This window comes from Saccharothrix sp. NPDC042600 (assembly GCF_040647305.1).
Taxonomy (GTDB): Bacteria; Actinomycetota; Actinomycetes; order Mycobacteriales; family Pseudonocardiaceae; genus Actinosynnema; species Actinosynnema mutabilis.
Window position 1 is genome coordinate 1 of sequence record NZ_JBEZBW010000103.1, and the last position, 14351, is coordinate 14351.

The 14351-nt window shown below is 73.0% G+C and carries 13 protein-coding genes and 1 pseudogene; 3 read left to right on the plus strand and 11 right to left on the minus strand.

What is annotated here, in order from left to right; all coding sequences use genetic code 11:
* The 10 genes and pseudogenes from AB0A74_RS35740 to AB0A74_RS35785 form a co-directional block, all read right to left on the minus strand.
* Positions 1-356 (minus strand): hypothetical protein (locus tag AB0A74_RS35740; RefSeq protein WP_358256619.1); only part of this gene is annotated, 356 nt, incomplete at its 3' end.
* Between the two features lie 31 nt (positions 357-387).
* Positions 388-4641 (minus strand): LamG-like jellyroll fold domain-containing protein, encoded by a 4254-nt coding sequence (locus AB0A74_RS35745; protein ID WP_358256621.1) that lies wholly within the window; start codon positions 4639-4641, stop codon positions 388-390.
* A gap of 230 nt (positions 4642-4871) precedes the next feature.
* Positions 4872-5018 (minus strand): annotated as a pseudogene (locus AB0A74_RS35750) (LLM class F420-dependent oxidoreductase); the annotation flags it as partial.
* Between the two features lie 25 nt (positions 5019-5043).
* A complete protein-coding gene (locus tag AB0A74_RS35755) occupies positions 5044-5193 on the minus strand; it encodes a hypothetical protein (protein WP_358256623.1) in 150 nt (49 codons plus the stop codon).
* 195 nt (positions 5194-5388) lie between these two features.
* Positions 5389-6309, minus strand: coding sequence for an RNA polymerase sigma-70 factor (locus tag AB0A74_RS35760; protein WP_358256625.1), 921 nt, complete (start codon positions 6307-6309; stop codon positions 5389-5391).
* A 5-nt stretch (positions 6310-6314) separates the two neighbouring features.
* Complete coding sequence (locus AB0A74_RS35765; RefSeq protein WP_358256626.1) at positions 6315-7481, minus strand: FAD-dependent oxidoreductase; 1167 nt, start codon at positions 7479-7481, stop codon at positions 6315-6317.
* A gap of 82 nt (positions 7482-7563) precedes the next feature.
* Positions 7564-8592, minus strand: coding sequence for an ABC transporter ATP-binding protein (locus tag AB0A74_RS35770; RefSeq protein WP_358256627.1), 1029 nt, complete (start codon positions 8590-8592; stop codon positions 7564-7566).
* The gene (gene modB, locus AB0A74_RS35775) at positions 8589-9383 is read right to left on the minus strand and encodes a molybdate ABC transporter permease subunit (protein ID WP_358256628.1); all 795 of its coding nucleotides are present in this window, start codon (positions 9381-9383) and stop codon (positions 8589-8591) included. Before modB ends, AB0A74_RS35770 begins: the two co-directional genes overlap by 4 nt.
* A complete protein-coding gene (gene modA / locus AB0A74_RS35780; RefSeq protein ID WP_358256630.1) occupies positions 9380-10135 on the minus strand; it encodes a molybdate ABC transporter substrate-binding protein in 756 nt (251 codons plus the stop codon). The genes modB and modA overlap by 4 nt, the downstream gene beginning before the upstream one ends.
* A gap of 5 nt (positions 10136-10140) precedes the next feature.
* Complete coding sequence (locus tag AB0A74_RS35785) at positions 10141-10536, minus strand: TOBE domain-containing protein (RefSeq protein ID WP_358256632.1); 396 nt, start codon at positions 10534-10536, stop codon at positions 10141-10143.
* A gap of 158 nt (positions 10537-10694) precedes the next feature.
* Here AB0A74_RS35785 and AB0A74_RS35790 point away from each other — a divergent pair, with 158 nt between their 5' ends.
* Positions 10695-11729 carry an AAA family ATPase gene (locus AB0A74_RS35790; protein ID WP_358256634.1) on the plus strand — a complete coding sequence of 345 codons (1035 nt, stop codon included), beginning with the start codon at positions 10695-10697 and terminating at the stop codon, positions 11727-11729.
* Between the two features lies 1 nt (position 11730).
* On the opposite strand, the gene AB0A74_RS35795 is transcribed toward AB0A74_RS35790, so the two are convergent.
* A complete protein-coding gene (locus AB0A74_RS35795) occupies positions 11731-12570 on the minus strand; it encodes an NAD(P)H-binding protein (RefSeq protein ID WP_358256636.1) in 840 nt (279 codons plus the stop codon).
* Positions 12571-12652: 82 nt separating this feature from the next.
* Here AB0A74_RS35795 and AB0A74_RS35800 point away from each other — a divergent pair, with 82 nt between their 5' ends.
* Together AB0A74_RS35800 and AB0A74_RS35805 are read left to right on the plus strand one after the other, a co-directional pair.
* Positions 12653-13540: an AraC family transcriptional regulator gene (locus AB0A74_RS35800; protein WP_358256638.1), complete on the plus strand. Its 888-nt coding sequence runs from the start codon at positions 12653-12655 to the stop codon at positions 13538-13540.
* Positions 13541-13633: 93 nt separating this feature from the next.
* The gene (locus tag AB0A74_RS35805) at positions 13634-14350 is read left to right on the plus strand and encodes a hypothetical protein (RefSeq protein ID WP_358256639.1); all 717 of its coding nucleotides are present in this window, start codon (positions 13634-13636) and stop codon (positions 14348-14350) included.
* The last annotated feature ends 1 nt before the right edge of the window (position 14351 follow it).

Here is a 14351-nt window from a genome sequence, read left to right on the forward strand (position 1 = left end):
CGGCCGTCCGGCGCGCGTCCCGCCCGGCCCTGGCCGCGGCCCAGCGCCAGCCCGGATTCCCCGGCGGCCACGGCGGCGGTGCGGGTGCCCGCGCCCGCGGGCGCGAGGTCCACCTCGACCTTGCCGGTCTCGGGCAGCCGCACGTCCGGGGTCGGCGCGGGCGTGCGGGTCTCGCTCTCCGGCGCCGGGCGCGGCTGGTCGGCCGTCCCGGGCACGGATTCGGTCTGCTGCACGGCGGGCAGGTCCCAGCCCAGGCCGTGCCAGCCCTTCTTGGCCGGGGCGGCGCTCGCGGTGACGGTGGCCGCCAGCATCAGGGCCGCCGTCACGACAGAGGTCACAACGGTGCTGCGTCTCATGTGCTTCACCTGTGGTGTGGTCGCGGCGGGGTCAGTGGACGGAGCCGAACAGGGCGCCCGGGTCGTCGGCGGTGCGGTCGTCCTGGATCTGCGCGGACGTCCGCACGCCGCTGTGCACCCGCACGCCGGCGACGCCGCCGTGCCACAGGTCCACCACGTTGCCGCCCCACTTGTAGTTGCCCACGGTCAGCGACCCGTTGCCGTCGTAGACCGGCGCGTTGGTGATGCACTGGGACTGCTTCTGGCCGTTGACGTACAAGCAAGCCGCGCCGGTGGCCCGGTCGTAGGTCATCGCCAGGTGCGTCCACTTGCCGCTCTCGGCCTTGGCGTCGCTCCACGCGTAGAGCAGGCAGTTCGCCTGGTCCCGGTGGCACGGCATGGCCAGCGACCAGCGGCCCTCGGGCATGCTGTCCTTGCGGTAGCCGAGCATGAACGCGCCGTTGGTGGTGTCGCCCACGCTGACCGCCGCCCTGGTGTCGGTGGTGGCTGAGTCGTGCCGGACCCACGCCGACACCGAGTAGGACCGGTCGGTGCGGAAGTCCTGCGCCTTGGGCAGGGTCAGCCCGGTGCCGGTGTTCGGGACGAACTTCGCGTACGCCGCGTCGCCGTCGGTCGCCAGGGACACGGCACCGGCCGCGGTGGCCGACCAGTGGCCGTTGACGTGCCACGCCGAGTCCACGTACGGCAGGCCCGCCAGCGCGGCGACCTGGCTCGCGGTCAGCGCCTGCTGCCACAGCTGCACCGAGTCGATGGCGCCCTTGAAGAAGTGGACCGGCACGGGGAAGTCGTACGAGCCCACGGTGACCTTGCCGGACGCGTTCCACGGCGTGCCGGTGAAGGTCCGCGCGGAGACCAGCCGGCCGTCGAGGTAGAGCTGGATGCGCTTGGACTCGTTGTTGTAGACGCCGGTGACCAGCGTCCAGTTGGTGGTCGCGGGCACGTTCGGCGAGAAGGCCCACTGGGTCTCGGCGCCCCCGCGGTCCTCGGGGTTGAGGCCGAAGATCCACGTCTTCACGTCGGCCGAGTACCGGATCGCGAAGCCGGGCACGTTGGTCCCGGACTGGCCGACCACGCCGTAGTAGCCGTTCAGGTCGTCCGCCTTGACCCACGCGGACACGGTGAACGACTGGGAGGTGTTCACCGCCGGACCGGCGGAGCGGCTGGAGCTGCCCGACGTGCCGCTGTACTGCAGGGCGCTGCCGGACTTGCCGGGCACCCAGGACGCGCCGGTGGTGATCAGGTTGTTGTCGTAGCCGGCGCCGTTGTTGCTGGAGTCGGCGGCCGTGGTGCCCGTGCCCTCGTCGAACTTCCAGTAGCCCTGCAACGACTTCACCGGCGCGGGCACGTAGTTGCCGGAGTACTCGTCACCGGTCGCGCCGGTGGCCAGCTTCTCCGTCGCGCCCTCGGCGAGGCCCAGCCCGGCGCGCGAGGTCGAGACCCCCGCCAGGTCGCGCACGTCCTGCGCCGACAGCACCCGCTGCCACGCCTGGACGTCGTCGATCTTGCCCGGGAAGAAGTCCACCCGGTTGCCCGACCACTTCGCGGCGCCGATCACGAACGGACCGGTCGCCGGGAACAGCGGGTTGGCCATCACCTTGGTGCCGGCGAGCTTGCCGTCCACGTACAGCGAGAGCTGCTTGGCCGGGGCGTCGTAGGTGCCCACCAGGTGGGTCCACACGCCGAGCGCGGGCACGGCCGCGCCGTCGGCGGAGCTGGCGCGGTTGGGGTTGTCGCTGATCGCGTCGCTGTTGGTGGTCGAGAACGACCACTTGCCGAGGTCGTTGGAGTACTGGAGGTAGAAGCCGCTGACCGTGCCGGCGTCCTGCGAGGCGACGGTGTAGTAGCTGTCGTTCCGGTTCAGCATGGCCCACGCGGAGACGCTGAACGACTGCGTGGTGTCCACGACCGGCTGCGCGGTGGCCGCGTAGCCGTCGGTGGCCACCTGCAGGCCGCCCTTCACGCCGTCCTTGGCGCCGAACGCGTCGGCCTGGGTCCAGGAGTTGCCGCGGTTGTAGCCGACGTTCCAGCCGGCGCCGCCGCCCAGCGTGGCCGGGTGCGCGGTCTGGCCGGGGTTGAGGGTGGCGACGCTGTCGGCCGCCGTCGGGCCGCCCTGGTCGTCCAGCGCCCACGCGCCCTTGAGGAACTTGGCCGAGGTCAGCGGCTGCACCACGTAGGCGCACGCGGTGTTGGGCGCGGTGCCCACGGTGGTCAGCGGCGCGACGCAGGAAGCGCTGGGGCCGGGCGTGCCGGCCTTGTTCACCGCGCGGACCTTGAGCAGGTTCTGGTTGGCGTTGCGGGCCGTGGTGGACAGCTGGGCGGTCGCGGTGATCTTGCCGCCCTCGTCCTTGCGGGTGGCCGGCACCGACGGGGAGCCCTGGGTGGACGGCTCGCTGCCGTCGAGGGTGTAGACGAACCGGTCGATGTCGTAGAGGTTCGCCGTCGCCATGTCGACGCTGATGTCGAAGGTCGCGATGTCACCCTGGTTGACCGGGGTGTTGGTCGGCTTGGTGACCGGCGCGAGCGGCGGGGTGGCGTCCACGAAGAACTCGCAGTCCCAGTCCCAGCGCGGCGACCAGGCCTCGCCGTCGTAGACCTTCATCGCCCACTTGTAGACGCCGTCGGAGCCGATCCACCCGCTGGGCACGGCCACCTGGGCCAACGCGCCCTGGTTCGCGCCCGGCGTGCCGATGTAGGGCCGGGAGGTGGCGTTGTCGTAGTACGTGCCGGGCACGTCCGCGCCGTACGGCCCGCCGCTGGTGGCGATCATGACCTCCAGGCCGCCACCGTCCGGGTCGGACACCCACGCCTGCAACTGCGGCGTCCGGGTCGCGACCCACGGCCGGTTCTCACCCTTGACGCACGGCAGGGTGCCGTTCTGCATCGAGTGGCTCCACGGGTCGTTCGGCGTGGAGTTGTAGTGGGTCTCCAGGTACGGGTTGAGCCCGAAGCGCCGCCACGAGTAGGTGTTGCCCTCCTGCTCGCCCTTGAGCAGGAACGTGGTGAGGTCCCAGCCGTTGGCCGCGGCCGTGCGCACCGCGCCGGTCACGTCGAACTGCATCGAGACGTTCGGGGCCTTGGACTGGTTGGTGACGTTGCTGGAGGACTGGAACGTGCCCGCGCCGGGCTGGGTGTTCCAGGTGGTGTTGCCGTCGATCCAGCCGGAGAGGTACACCTCGGTCGGCTTGGCGCTGCCCGAACCCCACCACGAGTAGTTGAGGGTGGTGTTGAGGGTCGCCCAGTGGATGTTCTTCCACCGCACCGGGTTGGTGTTCATCTGCACGTAGGAGCGCGAGACGCCGGAGGAGTCGGTGTTCTGGTAGCCGGCCTTGAGGTCGCCCAGGTCGCCCTGCCAGGCGTCGAAGTTCTTCGCGGTCGGGTAGCCGGACTGCACGACGACGTGGTGCGCCTTGCCGCAGTTGCCGCAGGAGTAGTCCGGGTCGAGGAAGACCGGGTACTTGGTGTCCTTGTGCTGCAGGAACTCCTGGTCCGGGATGATGCTGACGCTCTCGGGGGTCACCTCGGCGGTCATCACCGCGGTGCGCCTGCCGACCTCGCCGTCGCCGCTGGAGTCCCACATCCGCGTGGCGTCACCGGTGAACCGCACCGAGCCGGCCGCGTCCACGACCTCCAGGCCGGGGTCGGACGCCGTCTTCTTGGCCGCCGTGCGGACCTTGGCGTTCTTGGTGTGGGAGCCGAACGTCACCTTGCGCAACTGCGGGTTGCGCGCGGCTTCCGGCGTCTTGACCACCAGGACCTCGGAGAACCCGATCACGTCCGCCGTGACCTTCAGGTCCACGCCCGGGAGCACCTCCGGGTAGGTCGCGCTGGGGCCGTCCAGCACCGGCTCGGGCAGGTCGGCGGCCCAGCTCAGGCCGATCTCCGAACCCCCGTGCGCCATCTTGGCCAGGGGCGTGCCGCGCCCGCCGCCGGAGAAGGCGAGGTCCACCATCGTCGTCTTGGGCGCGATGCTGCCGTCGGCGCGCTTGACCAGCGTGGTGTCCACGGCGGTCCACCCGCCGTCGCGCCGGACCCGGACCGGCCGCTGGTGCTGCCGCCAGGTGAACGACCCGTCCGGCGTGGCCCACACCTCGTCGGTCTCGGTCGTCCGGCCGGTGATCCGCACCGACCGCCCGAGCTGCTTGGCCAACGCCTGCGCGCGGACCTCGTCCGGCGCCTCGTCCACCACCGGCGCCGGCTCGGGCGCCGCCACCGCGACAACCGGCTGCACCACCCCGAACCCGACCACCAAAGCCGCGAACGCGGCCACCCGTCTGATTCCGCGCACGCCAAACACAGACACCACTTGGTTGAAGCCCCCCGTGCACAGGCGACAGTCCGCCGCCACGTCAATGCGATCAGCGCAGAACGATGCCTGTTGGATCGACGTAAAGCACTAGCCCGTTCAGCGCAATCACGCTGAGCTAGCACCGGGGCCGGGCGGCACCCGGAGCGCGAACCGGTCGGCGAAGGCCGACAACTGGTCCCGCTGCTCCCCCGGGTCGGCGCTCGTGGCGCTCACTCCAACGCCTCCGGGTCACGCCCGGCGGCCTCGGCCGTGGAGCGGACGAGCGCCCACTGGGCCGCCCGTTCGTCGAGCGTCAGCACACCGCCGGGGAAGTACCCGTCACCGCGCAGCCCCGCCCGCCGCGCCGCCGCCCGGCTCGACCCTCCGACGTGGACGCCGACGCTAGGCCTTGACGCCGACGTCGGACAAGCCCGCGGGCTCCGGCTCTTCCGTCTCGCGCGCGTCGGCCCGCTCGGGGGTGTCGGGTGGGGTGTCGGCGGGTTCGTCCCGGGCGATGGCGGCGGCTGCGCCGGAGAAGCGGTAGAGGCACATCAGCGGTGCACCTCCGCGACGGGGAAGTGTGCGGTCATGGGCACGACGCTAGGTGCGACCCTTCAGCCGCCGCTTCTCGAATCCTGATCGGCTTGTCCCATCAGCGCCGGCATCGCGGTCAGGAAGCAGTCCTTGCCCGCCGGCGAAGTGCTCGTCCGCCGCGACACCTCGGCGCGACGTACGCGCCGCGGTGCCTCAGCCCAGCGTCAACACCGTCTCCTCGGCGACCCGCGTGAGCTTCTCCGGGTTGCGCACGAAGTACAGGCCCGTGATCCGGCCGTCGGCGACGTGGCAGGCCAGGATGCCGTCCAGCTCGCCGTCGACCCGCATGAGCAGGGCCGGACCGCCGTTGAGCGTGGTCGGCTCGGCGACCAGGTCCGCCCCGAACCTCTCCAGACCGCCCAGCACGTACCGCGCGAACTTCTCCGCGCCGACGATCGGGCGCACCGCCGCCTGCTTCACGCCGCCACCGTCGCTGATCAGCACCACGTCCGGCGCGAGCACGTTCACCAGTCCCCGGAAGTCCCGGGTCTCCAGGGCCTGCCGGAACGACGCCAGCACCGCCCGCACCTCGCTGGGCGCGACGGCCTTGCGCGGCCGGCGGGCGTCCACGTGCTTGCGGGCCCGATGGGCGATCTGGCGGACGGTGTCGCGGGACTTGCCGACGGCCTCGGCGATCTCGTCGTAGCCCAGCCCGAACGCCTCGTGCAGCACGAACACCGCGCGTTCGGTCGGCGACAACGTCTCCAGGACGAGCATCATCGCCATCGACACGCTCTCCGCGAGCGCCACGTCCTCCGCCACGTCCGGCGTGGTCAGCAACGGCTCGGGCAGCCACGGGCCGACGTAGTCCTCCTTGCGGCGCTTGAGCGAGCGCAGCCGGTTGAGCGCCTGCCGGGTGGTGGTGCGGACCAGGTAGGCGCGCGGGTCGCGCACCTGGTCCAGGGCCACCTCGACCCACCGCAGCCACGTCTCCTGCAACACGTCCTCCGCGTCCGCCGCGGACCCGAGCATCTCGTAGGCCACGGTGAAGAGCAGGTTGCGGTAGGTGACGAAGGCTTCGGTGTGGTCGCTCATGTCCGCGGGCTCCCGATCATGGACGTGATCCTCGCTCATGACCGTCACCGGACCTCCAGCGCCTCGGCCCGCAGCCGCTCGTGCCGCGTGGTGTCCTTCAGCCACGCGTTGTGCGCGCCGGGCTTGCGCGCCTCGCGGGCCAACTGCTTGACCGTGCCCTTGCACACGAACTCCTTGAGCAGCGCGCCGAAGCGGCCGGCGAGGTGGCGCCTGGTCGCGTGGTCGTCCCTGGCGGCGAATTGGAAGATCCCGCCGCGCCGCCCGAGGCTCACGCACAGCCCGGCGAACCCGACCTCGACGGCGGCGGGCCGTTCGCCGGCGATCCGGCGCAGCACGGTCTCCGCGGCCTGCGGGCCGAGCTGGACCGCGGCCTGGCAGCTCATCCGGTAGGGCAGGCCCGAGGGCGCCGCCGCGTCGCCGGCCGCGACGATCCGCTCGTCGTCCACGCTGGTCAGGGTCTCGTCGGTGAGCAGGCGGCCGTCGGCGTCGGTGCGCAGGCCGCTGCGCGCGGCCAGGTCCGGCACGCCGAACCCGGCGGTCCAGATGGTGACGCCGCCGGCGACCTCCCGGCCGTCGGCGAGCCGCACGCCGTCCGCCGACACCTCGGTGACCCGCTCGTCCTCGATGGTGGTGACGCCGAGCGCGGCCAGCCGCCGGGCCACGACCCGCCGCCCGTTCGGGTGCAGGTACGGCCCGAGCGCCCCGCCGCACACCAGGGTCACCCGCCGGCCCCGCTCCGCGAGTTCGGCGGCCACCTCGATCCCGGACGGCCCCGCGCCGACGACGGTCACCCCGGCGTCGGCGGGCGCGGCGTCGAGCACCGGCTTGAGCCGCAGCGCGTCCTCCAGGCCGCCCAGCGGGTGGGCGAACTCGGCGGCCCCCGGCACGCGCGGCGCGGCGGCGGCACTGCCCACCGCGTAGACCAGGTGGTCGTAGCCCAGCGACCCGCCACCGGCCAGGGTGACGCCGCGGGCGGCCCGGTCGATGGCGGTGGCGGTGTCCACGACCAGCCGGACGCGCGGGGCCAGCACCTCGCGGTAGTCGACCACGGCCGGGTGCGAGCCGGCCACGAACTGGTGCAGCCGGATGCGTTCGACGAAGGTCGGTCGGGGGTTGACCAGCGTCACCGAGACGTCGTCCCGCCGGGTCAACCGGTTGGCCGCCATGACCCCCGCGTACCCGCCACCGACCACGACCACATCGATGCCCATCGCTGCCTCCTCGGTTCCCGGGCGTTCGACCAGAGGACACCGCGGGCACCGGCGGACGTGACACGCCGTGACCCGGATCACGTCAGCTCGGGTAGGTGTGGACCTCGGTCGCCTTCAGGACCGCCCACAGCGGGTCGCCGGGTTCCACGCGCAGGTCCGCCACCGTGGCGGTGGTGACGTCGGCGAACACCGGGGGTGTGCCGTCCAGGTGGACGCGGGTGGTGTGGGCGTGGTGTTCGATGCCGGTGACCGTGACCGGCCAGGTGTTGCGCGGGCTGCCCGCCGGTTTCTCCGGGTACAGGCCCACCGCGGTCGGCGGGAACACCACGTGCACGTCCCCGGTCGCCGGTTCGGCCACGGTCAGCCGTCCACCGTCCACAAGGGACACATCGGTGCCGTTCGCCCTGCCGCGGTACAGGTTCAGGCCGACCAGGTTCGCCACGTAGTCGGTGCGCGGCCGGCGGACGACCTCCGCCGGTGTCCCCTGTTGCACCACCCGACCGCCCTCCAGGATGACGATCCGGTCGGCCAGCACCATCGCGTCCAACGGGTCGTGGGTGACCAGCAGGGTGTGGCCGGGGTAGTCGCGCAGGTGCCGGCCCAGGTCGGCGCGCACGCGCAGGCGGGTGCTCGCGTCCAGCGCGGCCAGCGGCTCGTCGAGCAGCAGCAACGACGGCGAGGTCGCCAGGGCGCGGGCCAGCGCCACGCGTTGGGCCTGCCCACCGGAGAGGGTGCGCGGCTTGGCGCGTTCGAACCCGGCCAGGCCGACCTTGTCCAGCCACTCCCGGGCGGTCGCGTCGGCGGCGGGTTTCGCCGTGCCGCGGGCGCGCAGGCCGAAGGCGACGTTGTCCAGCGCGGTCATGTGCGCGAACAGCAGGTAGTCCTGGAACACCACACCGATCGGCCGCCGCTCCACCGGGAGACCGTCCCACGTGGACTCGCCGACGCGCACGCGGGCACCGGGCACCAGGCCGGCCAACGCGCGCAGCGCCGTCGTCTTGCCCGCGCCGTTGGGGCCGAGCAGGGCGACGACCTCGCCGGGCGCGACGGCGAGGTCCAGGTCCAGGTCGAACCCCTCCCGGCGCACCCGGATCGCGGCCTCCAGCGTCACGTCGCACCCCTGATCCACCGGTCCCGCAGCCCGGCCAGCACCCCCACGGACACCACCAGCAGCACGACGCTGAGCACGATCGCCGCGTCCGGGTCGGTCTCCAGCGCCAGGTACACCGCCAGCGGCATCGTGGTCGTCTCACCGGGGAAGTTGCCCGCGAACGTGATGGTCGCCCCGAACTCCCCCAGCGCCCGCGCCCAGCACAGCACCGTCCCCGCCACGAGACCGGGCAGCACCGACGGCAGCGTCACCCGCCGGAACGTCAGCCACCGGGACGCGCCCAACGTCGCCGCCGCCTCCTCGTACCGGGGGTCGGCCGCCCGCAGCGCGCCCTCCACCGACACCACCAGGAACGGCATCGCCACGAACGCCTCCGCCAGCACGACCCCGGCGGTGGTGAACGGCAGCGAGATCCCGAACCACGCGTCCAGGTACTGCCCGACGAGCCCGCGCCGCCCCAGCACCAGCAGCAACGCCACCCCGCCGACCACCGGCGGCAACACCAGCGGCACGGTCACCAGCGCCCGCAGGACACCGCGTCCCGGGATGTCGGCGCGCGCGAGCAGCCACGCCAGCGGCACGCCCAGCACCAGGCACACCACCGTCGCCAGGCTCGCGCACACCAGCGACAGCCGCAGCGCGTCCCCGACCCCGGCACCGACCAACCGGCTGGGGAGGGTGCTCCACGGCGCGCGGACCAGCAGTCCGGCCAACGGCAGCAGCAGGAACGCCAGCCCCAGCACCGCCGGCACCACCAGCACCAGCGGCAACCGCCCGCGGACCGGCCTCACGGCGCGGCGAACCCGGCCTCGGCCAGCACCGCGCGGCCCCGGTCGGACCGGACGAAGTCGATGAACGCCCGCGCCCCCACCGAGTTGGACGCCCTGGCCAGCGGCGCGATCGGGTAGTCGTTGACGGCCTCGCCCGCCTCGGGGAAGTCCCTGCCCTCGACCCTCGCCCCCGCCGCGCGGACGTCCGTCCGGTACACCAGGGCCGCGTCCACCTCGCCCAGCGACACCTTGGTCAGCGCGGCCTTCACGTCCTGCTCCAGCGTGTCGGGCCGGGCGGTGACCCCGGCCGCCTCGAACACCTTCTTCGCCGCCGCGCCGCACGGCACCTGCTCCGCGCACAGCGCGATCTTCAGGTCCGCCTTGGCGAAGTCGGCCAGCCCGGTGATCCCTCCGGGGTTGCCCTTGGGCACGACGATCTGCAGCGTGTTGCGGGCGAACGTCTCGGGTGTCGCCTTGACGGTCCCGGTGTCGGTGACCTGCTTCATGTTCGCCGGCGCGGCGGAGGCGAACACGTCGGCGGGCGCGCCCTGGTTGAGCTGTTGGGCCAGCGCGGAACTGCCGGCGAAGCTGAACGTCACCTCCCCGCCGGGGTGCGCCGCCTCGAACTCCTCGCCCAGCCTGGTGAACGCCTCGGTCAGCGACGCGGCGGCGAACACGGTGATCCGCCCCGACACGCCGCCGGTCTCGGACGCTCCCGGCGTGCCGCACCCCGCCACCACCAGGGCCACCGCCACCGCGACCAGCTCGCGCATCGGGCTCACGCCTCCGGGATCTCGACGACGACGTGCGTGGACTTGATCGAGGCGACGGCGACGCTGCCGACCTCCAGGCCGAGTTCGTCGGCGGACTCGCGGCTCATCAGCGACACGATCCGGAACGGCCCCGCCTGCATGTCGATCTGCGCCATCACGCCGTCCTTGACCACCCGTGTGACGATGCCGCGCATCCGGTTGCGCGCCGACGCGGCCACCGTGACGCCGGGCTCGGCGGTCTCGGACAGCTGCTGCGCGAACGCCGCCAGCTCGGCGCCGTCGATCGCCTTGCGCCCGTTGTCCAGCACGGCCGACAGCCGCCCTTGATCGATCCAGCGCCGCACCGTGTCGTCACTGACCCCGAGCAGGGCCGCCGCCTCGCTGATCCGCAGATTCGGCATGACCGGCGAGCTTAGTTCCGAACTCGCGGAACTTCCAGCCGGAAATCTCCGAGGTTGCGAGCGGTGGATCGACGCCCTCGCCGCGCGTCGGTGGGGGCGGTCCGGCCGACGCAAAATCGGGTGACACGGGCCGGCGGGCTCGCGCAGGATCGGGCGACGTGACCGATCCTGCGCGCGCCATCCCGGTGCTGTGGCTGTGCGGACCGCCCGGCGTCGGCAAGAGCACCGTCGGGTGGGCGGTGTACCAGCGGCTGCTGGAGTCCGGTGTGGACGCCGGTTACGTGGACGTGGACCAGCTCGGCATCTGCCACCCCGAGCCGGCGTCCGATCCCGGCAGGCACCTCATGCAGGCGCGCAACCTCGACGCCGTGGTGGCGAACTTCGCCGCGACGGGTGCCCGGTGCGTGGTGGTGTCCGGCGTCGTGGACGTCGGGCGTGGCGTGCCCGTCGAGCTGGTCCCCCACGCGGCGATCACGGTGTGCCGGTTGCGGCTGGACCCCGAGGAGCACCGCCGCCGACTGGCGGCACGGGGTGCGCCGGCGGGCGTGGTCGAGCGGGCGCTGGCCGAAGCCGGCGTGCTCGAACCGGGAGTCGCGGTGAGCGTGGACGCCGGCGGGTCGGTGTCCGAGGTCGCGGACCGGGTGGTGCGGCACGCCGAGGCCTTGCTCGTCGAAGGCGAGGTGCTGTGGCTGTGCGGCGCGACGGGCGTCGGCAAGTCCACGGTGGGATTCGCCGTGTACCGACGACTCCTGCGCGCCGGCCGCACCGCCGCCTACGTCGATCTCGACCAGATCGGCTTCCACGGCCCGCTCGACCACCTGGTCCGGGCGCGCATCGTGGCCACGATGTGGCGGACCTACCGGGCGGCCGGGGCGAGCACCCTGGTCCTCACCGGTCCCCTGGAGTCCGACCCGGTCCCGTACGCCGAACTCCTGCCCCCGATCACCCTGTTCCGCCTGCACGCGAGCCGCGACCGGCTGGCCGCGCGGATCGCCGCACGTGCCGCCGGCGGCGGCTGGGAACAGCCGGGCGACCCGGTCCGAGGCCAGCCGCCCGCCACCGTCCGCACCACCGTCGACCACGCGGCGGCTCAGGCCGACCTGCTGGAACGGGCCGACCTGGGCCGCCGCGTCGACACCGACGACCTCGACCCCGACCAGGTGGCCGATGTGGTCCTCGCCGCGTTCACGTGATCTACGCCGGCCACCCGCCCGCGGCCGTCGTCGCGGCGGCGAACTCCGCGAAGGTGCGGGGCGGACGGCCCAGGGCTCGTCGCACGCCGTCGGAGAGGTGTTCGTCGCGGCCTTCGCGCAGGGGTTCGATGACGTCGGCGAAGGCCTGCGCGTCGGCGGGCGGCAGGCCTTGGGCGACCAGTTCCGCCACGTACCGGTCCACGGTCAGCGGGACGTAGCGGATCGTGCGGCCGGTGGCGCGGGAGATCGTGTCGGCGGCTTCGTGCAGGGTCAGGGCCTCCGGGCCGGACAGTTCGTAGACCTCGCCGTCGTGGCCGTCCTCGGTCAGGGCCGCCGCCACGACGGCCGCGATGTCCTCGGCGTCCACGAAGCTCGCCGCGCCGTCGCCGGCGGGCAGCCGCAACTCGCCCGCGCGGACGGCGTCGGCGAAGAAGCCCTCGCTGAAGTTCTGCGCGAACCAGCCCGGTCGGGTGATCGTCCACTCCAGTCCGCTCTCCCGCACGGCCGCCTCGCTGTCCACCAGGCCGTCGAGCACACCGCCGCTGTCCTTGGCGTACAACGGGTTGTCGATGCCACGGCCGGACGCCAGCACGAGCCGCCGCACCCCGTGCCGCACCGCCCGTGCCACGAACGGGCGAACCAGCTTGGTGCCGTCCAGTTGCACGACGTAGACGGCCCGCACCCCTTCCAACGCCCGGTCCCACGTGCTCGGGTCGGTCCAGTCGAAGACGTGCTCCGCGGTGCGAGCCGCCGCGCGCACCGCGACGCCTTCGGCGCGCAGGGCGGTGACGACGCGGCGGCCGGACTTGCCGGTCGCGCCGGTGACGAGGATTTCGCTCATGCGGTGCAGTCAACCGGGCGGCGGTGAGACGGAAAATGTCCAGGAAGCGCTCCTGGATGTCCGAGCGTCTACTGTGGGGATCATGGACGCGGTGTCGGAACTGTTGGCCGACGTACGGGCGCGCGGCGCGGTCTTCCGGCAGACGATCCTGCGACCGCCGTGGGCGCTGCGCATGGCCACCGGCGCGCCGCTGACCCTGGCCACGATGCTGCGCGGCCGGGCGTGGATCGTCCCCGACGGCCAGGAGCCGGTGCCCATCGTGCCCGGCGTCGTCGCGCTGGTGCGCGGGGACGTGCCGCACACCGTCGCCGACGCGCCCACGACGCCGCCGTCCACCGTCGTGACCAGCGCCGACTACTGCCCCGGGCCGACCTCGGGCCGAACGTGCGGCACCCCGGTCGACGGGGCTCCCGTGCTGCTCAGCGGGGCGTTCGAACGGCGGAGCGACCTCAGCGCACGGCTCCTGCACGCCCTGCCCGCCGTGCTGGTGGTCCCGGCCGGCCCACCGGCGGACCTGCTGGCGGAGGAACTCGCCCACGACCGCCCGGGACAGCAACTCGTCCTGGACCGCCTGCTGGACTTCATGCTGGTCACCGCCCTGCGCCACTGGTTCGCCAACCCGGACGCCGACGCCCCGGCGTGGTGCCGGGCGCTGGACGAGCCCGTCGTGGGCACCGCGCTGCGCCTGCTGCACGACGACCCGGCGCACCCGTGGACCGTGGCGGAACTGGCGGGGAAGGTGGGACTGTCCCGCGCGGCCCTGGCCCGCCGCTTCACCACGCTGGTGGGCGAACCACCCATGGCCTACCTCGCGGAGTGGCGGATCGCCCTGGCCGCGAACCTGCTGCGCGAAACCGACCACACGGTGGCCACCATCGCCCGGAAAGTGGGCTACGCCAACGCCTACGCCCTCAGCGTGGCCTTCAAACGCCACCGCGGCACCCGCCCGACGGCCCACCGCCGCGCCTGACGCCCGTTTGTGGGTCGAACGACCGGCAGAGCGGACGCGCGCGAGGCCTAGCGTGGAAGCCGGCGTATCAAGATCCACTCGAAGGTTGGCCGCATGACCCGTCTCGTCCTTCCGGTCCTCGGCGTCGCACTGCTCCTCTCCGCCTGCGGTTCCCCGGCTCCCGCGGCGCAGGGCCCGGCGTCGGACCCGGCGTCCACCACGGCGACCACCGCGGTGACCACGACCCCGACCACCCCGACCTCGCGGCCGCCGCAGTTCTCCGAGGCCGGGTGGTTCGCCACGCACCCCCTCAAGATCGAGGACAGCATCCTGGAGAGTTCGCTGCGCGCCGGCGCGATCGTCGTCACCGGGCGGACCGAGTCGGACTGGGGCAACCGCAAGTACACCGGCGGCCTGAACGAAGGCTGGTTCGTGGCCTACCGCAAGGACGCCGTGAGCGCCGGCCGGGTCCGCGCGCCGGCCTCGATGTGCACCATGCCGGTGCAGGGACACGAGAACTACTGCGTCGGCGGCTCGGCGGCCTACGGCGTCAGCCTGGGCGCCTCGCCGCCGCTGGACGAGGGGATCTACCAGCCGACCAGGGTGATGCTGTTCGACCAGAACACCAGCGAGATCGACCAGAGCACCGACGCGGTGCCGGCCGGCCAGAAGTTCCGGGTGGTCCTCAACTCGCGCATGTTCAGCTACGACCCGGAGACGTTCCGGTCCGGCGACCTCGCCGTGCTGTGGTTGGACTCCACCAAGCGGGACAGCCGGATCGACGGCTTCAAGGCCATGCCCTCCGACGCGTTCATCCCCGTCACGTCGTGAC